Origin of the sequence: Burkholderia sp. LMG 13014 (genome assembly GCF_905232215.1) — a bacterium.
In the GTDB taxonomy this organism is placed as follows: domain Bacteria; phylum Pseudomonadota; class Gammaproteobacteria; order Burkholderiales; family Burkholderiaceae; genus Burkholderia.
The window spans coordinates 1-4316 of sequence record NZ_CAJNKE010000503.1; the positions used below are offsets into that span (position 1 = coordinate 1).

At 67.7% G+C, this 4316-nt stretch carries 5 protein-coding genes and 1 pseudogene; 3 read left to right on the forward strand and 3 right to left on the reverse strand.

The features are described 5' to 3' along the window. Window positions 1–368, forward strand: a 368-nt coding sequence (locus tag JYJ84_RS29650; RefSeq protein WP_205189841.1) for an alpha/beta hydrolase fold domain-containing protein, incomplete at its 5' end; no start/stop codon positions are given. On the opposite strand, the gene JYJ84_RS29655 is transcribed toward JYJ84_RS29650, so the two are convergent. Further along, complete coding sequence (locus JYJ84_RS29655; protein WP_122946259.1) at window positions 338–1180, reverse strand: EcsC family protein; 843 nt, start codon at window positions 1178–1180, stop codon at window positions 338–340. The genes JYJ84_RS29650 and JYJ84_RS29655 overlap by 31 nt on opposite strands. Window positions 1181–1275: 95 nt before the next feature. Between JYJ84_RS29655 and JYJ84_RS29660 the strand changes: the two genes are divergently transcribed. After that, complete coding sequence (locus JYJ84_RS29660) at window positions 1276–2871, forward strand: MDR family MFS transporter (RefSeq protein WP_122946258.1); 1596 nt, start codon at window positions 1276–1278, stop codon at window positions 2869–2871. Window positions 2872–2897: 26 nt separating this feature from the next. After that, window positions 2898–3344, forward strand: a complete 447-nt coding sequence (locus JYJ84_RS29665) for a MarR family winged helix-turn-helix transcriptional regulator (RefSeq protein ID WP_122946257.1) — start codon at window positions 2898–2900, stop codon at window positions 3342–3344. Window positions 3345–3413: 69 nt separating this feature from the next. Here the strand turns inward: JYJ84_RS29665 and JYJ84_RS29670 are convergent, their stop codons facing one another. Beyond that, window positions 3414–3995, reverse strand: coding sequence for a DJ-1/PfpI family protein (locus JYJ84_RS29670; protein ID WP_021161332.1), 582 nt, complete (start codon window positions 3993–3995; stop codon window positions 3414–3416). Window positions 3996–4151: 156 nt separating this feature from the next. Continuing rightward, window positions 4152–4316, reverse strand: a pseudogene (locus JYJ84_RS29675) (amino acid deaminase); the annotation flags it as partial.

Genomic DNA, 4316 nt, shown 5'->3' on the forward strand with positions numbered 1-4316 from the left:
ACGGCGCCGATCCGATGTTCGCGGGCGCGGCGTTGTCGAAGGCCGCGAAGCTGTACCTGGGCGACGAGCCGGGGACGAATCCGTACGCGTCGCCGCTCTACGCGGATTTCGCGGGCCTGCCGCCGCTGTATATCCAGGTCGGCAGCACCGAGGTGCTGCTCGACGATTCGCGCCGTGTCGCCGAGAAGGCGAAGGCGGCCGGGGTGGCGGTGGAGATCGAGGTGTGGCCGGACATGCCGCACGTGTGGCAGCTGTACGCGCCGATGGTGCCGGAAGCGCGCGACGCGCTCGACCGCGCGGCCGCGTTCCTGCGCCGCGTCGCGGTCGAGCGTGCGGTTCAGCGCGCCGGCGAGGCGTCGATCGCCTGATAGGCGGCCTTGACGGCTACCGAGCCGTACTTGCGCTCGAGCCGGCGCACGGTGAAGTGGCCGTGCGCCATTTGCTGGAAATGGTCGATGAACAGCGTATTGACGGTTGCGCCGAGCACGGCGCCGATCGCCGGAATCGACTTCGCGGCCATCTGCTCGGTCACCTGCACCGAGAAGCGCGATGCGACCGTCTGCACGAGCTTGAACACGGCCGCCGAGCTGTGCGCGGCGATGCCCTTCGTCGTGATGTCCGACGAGGCCTTCGAGATCGCCTGCGCGAGCGCGCCGCGCAGCACGAAATAGCCGAGATCGGCGTCCTCTTCCTGCTTGTCCGGGTTGCCGCCCATGCCGAGCACGGCCAGGCATTGCAGTTGCGTATCGACCGAGCTCAGGTCTTCGCCCTCGCTGCGCGCGATGTCGCACACCGAACGGAAGATCAGCGTGGTCGTGACCGGCAGCTCGACCGGCAGCGCGAGGAAGCCGAACGCACCGCCCGCCGCGCCGGTCGTCGCGACCGCGAGCTTGTGCAGCAGGTTGCTCGGCTTGTCGGGCTCGGCGTCCGGCGCGGGCGGCTTGCCGAGCGTGCGCAGCGCGATGTTCAGGCACTTGCGCAGCGCGAGCTGCGTCGCATCGTTGATCTTGCCGGTCGCGAAATCCGGCAGCCGGGCGATCATCTTCTCGACCGGCGCGCCCAGCATGCCCGTCAGCTTCATCGTCAGCGACGGGCTTTCGAGCACCTGCTTCGCGCGCCACAGCGCGTCCCGATCGTCCTGCGACAGCGTGGTCGCGGGGGTAATTGAAATCGGTTCCATCTTTCTCCTTGGCATTGACCGTCGCCAGCCTAGATTACTCCGGCGTGCTAGAATTTTGAGATTGTTTGACTCGTCAAAAGTTGCGCCAACAAAAAATGGCCGTCCATACTGCCGCCCACCATTCGAGCGGGCAAGTCCTGCCGTTCCGCGAGTCGCTGCTGGCGATGATCGGGATCTCTTTTGTCACCATGCTTGTTGCGCTCGACCAGACCGTCGTCGGCACCGCGTTGCCGACCATCGTCGCCGAGCTCCGCGGGTTCGACCTGTACGCATGGGTCGCAACCTCGTACCTGCTCAGTTCCGTGATCACGGTGCCGATCTTCGGCCGGCTCGGCGATTATTACGGCCGCAAGCCGTTCGTCATCGTGTCGATCGTCGTGTTCACCGGCGCGTCCGTGCTGTGCGGGATGGCGAACGACATGCTGATGCTCGTGCTCGCGCGCGGGCTGCAGGGGATCGGCGGCGGGATGCTGGTCGGCACCGCGTTCGCGTGCATTCCCGACCTGTTCCCCGATTCCGTCGTGCGGCTGCGCTGGCAGGTGCTGATGAGCTCTGCGTTCGGCATCGCGAACGCAGTCGGCCCGTCGCTCGGCGGCGTGCTGACCCAGTCGTTCGGCTGGCGCTCGGTGTTCTACGTGAACCTGCCGGTCGGCCTGCTGTCGCTGCTGTTCGTGTGGCGCTACCTGCCGCACCTGCGCCACGTCGAGCACGATCGCAAGATGCGGCTCGACTGGCCGGGCGCGCTGCTGATCGCGCTGTCGCTCGGCGCGCTGCAGCTGTTCGTCGAATGGCTGCCGAAGTACGGCGTCGCGAGCTGGGCGTCGCTGCTGCTCGTCGTCGCGGTCGCGGCCGGCTTCGGCCTGTGGCACTGGGAGCGGCGCTGCGCGCAGCCGATTTTGCCGTTCGACATGTTCGGCAACCGCGCGCTGTCGGCGCTCTTCGTGCTGGCGATTCTTGCCGGCTTCTCGATGTTCTCGCTGCTGTTCTATGCGCCGCTGCTGTTCCAGGGCGGGTTCGGGATGTCGCCGAAGGAGGCGGGGCTCGTGATCACGCCGCTCGTCGTGTTCATCACGATCGGCAGCATCATGAACGGCCGGGTCGTCACGCGCATCCGCAATCCGAACGCGATGCTGCACGTCGGCTTCGTGCTGTTCGCGATCACCTGCGCGGGCATCGTCGTGTCGACCCACACGACGCCGAAGTGGGTGCTGATGGCGCTGATGGTCGCGGGCGGCATCGGGCTCGGCTTCGTGCTGCCGAACCTCACCGTCTTCGCGCAGCAGACGGCCGGCCGCGAGCACCTCGGCATCGCGACCGCGTTGCTGCAGTCGCTGCGCATGGTCGGCGGGATGATCGGCACCGCGCTGACCGGCACGCTCGTCAACCAGATGTATTCGGGCGGCGTGCGCGATGCGCTGTCGGCCGACCACGCGATGCAGTGGCATGCGCAGCTCGCCGATCCGCAGATCCTGATCGATCGCGCCGCGCAGGGCGGCCTGGTCGCGGAGCTGACGCGTGCCGGGCATAATGGCGCGCTGCTGCTGGAAGCGGCCCGCGAATCGCTCGTCAGCGCGATTCATCTGGGCGTCGCAATGGCGGCCGTCGTCGCCGTGGTGTCGGTGTGGCAATGTCGCCGCGTGCCGCCCATCGCGCTGCGGCGCAAGATCGAACCGCATGTCGCGGCCGACTGAACGATTGAACGAGTAGAACTGAGCGCATGGAAGAACAGGACCGCGTCGCGATCTTGCAGCAATTCGGACGCACGTATCGCGCGTTCATGACCGCGTTCGAGGCGCAGGTCGGACAGCCGATGCCGCGCTGGCGCATCATGGTCGCGTTGCACACGATGGGCGGGCATTCGTCGCAGAAGAAGCTCGTCGAAGTGCTGCGCATCGATCCGGGCGCGCTCACGCGCCAGTTGAAGTCGCTCGATGCGCTCGGCTGGATCCAGCGTGAATCCGACGCGCGCGACAATCGCGTGACCAACGTGACGCTGACGGACGAAGGCCGCGCCGCGTTCGACGCGTGCCTGCCGCGCCGCAAGGCGTTTCTCGAACAGACGATGGCGCAATTGCCGGACGACGTGCTGAACGCGCTGTCGGGCGCGCTGGCGATGCTGGAATCGCGGATCGCGGACGTCGGCTCGACGCCGGCCGCGCGCTGACGCGCGGGGCAGGGCGGCGCGAGTACGCCGCCGGCCCGGCCCTTCATCTCATCTCAATTCACTGCCGGTTCAAAGCTCGATGCGCGTGCCCAGCAGCGCGAGGAACTGCGCGAGCCAGGCCGGATGCGCGGGCCAGGCGGGCGCGGTGACGAACGGTGCATCGGTCACGGCCGCGTCGACCGGGATGTCCGCGTATTCGCCGCCCGCGAGCTTCACTTCCGGCGCGCACGCCGGGTAGGCCGAGATGCGCTTGCCGCGGATCACGTCGGCGGCCGCGAGCAGTTGCGCCGCGTGGCAGATCGCGGCGATCGGCTTGCCGGCTTCGGCGAACTCGCGCACGAGCGAGATCACTTTCGGATCGAGTCGCAGGTATTCGGGGGCACGGCCGCCCGCGATCGCGAGCGCGTCGTAGCGCGATGCGTCGACGTCGTCGAACGCCGCGTTCAGCGTGAACTGGTGGCCGGGCTTCTCGGTGTAGGTCTGGTCGCCCTCGAAATCATGGATCGCGGTCTTGATCTTGTCGCCCGCGCGCTTGCCCGGGCAGACTGCATCGACGTGGTGGCCGACGGCCTGCAGCGCCTGGAACGGCACCATCGTTTCGTAGTCTTCGGCGAAATCGCCGGTCAGGAACAGGATCTTCTTCGCGGCCATGGCTTTCTCCAGTGGAGCTGCGTTGAGGGCCCGCGCGGCAGGCGAATGCAACGCCCGCCTGGGGCCCCGAGGACGAAAGCGCAGTGTACTCCGGCCGCTTGAAGCGCGCGTGACGGCCGCCCCGCGCGAGCGGCGGGGCGGTGCACGCGATGGGCGTCAGAAGAAGGTTTCGACGACTTCCGTCACGCTGAACTGCGGATCGAGCACGAGCACCTGGCGCCACTTGTCGAACGTCAGGCACGGGTGCGAGATGTCGAACGCGACCATGTCGCCCACCTTCACGTCCGCGCCCGGCGGGATCTGCAGGTACGCGTGCTGGTC

Coding starts and splice junctions, on each gene's coding strand:
- JYJ84_RS29655 (WP_122946259.1), bottom strand. CDS start 1,180: ATGGAACCGATTTCAATTACCCCCGCGACCACGCTGTCGCAGGACGAT.
- JYJ84_RS29660 (WP_122946258.1), top strand. CDS start 1,276: ATGGCCGTCCATACTGCCGCCCACCATTCGAGCGGGCAAGTCCTGCCG.
- JYJ84_RS29665 (WP_122946257.1), top strand. CDS start 2,898: ATGGAAGAACAGGACCGCGTCGCGATCTTGCAGCAATTCGGACGCACG.
- JYJ84_RS29670 (WP_021161332.1), bottom strand. CDS start 3,995: ATGGCCGCGAAGAAGATCCTGTTCCTGACCGGCGATTTCGCCGAAGAC.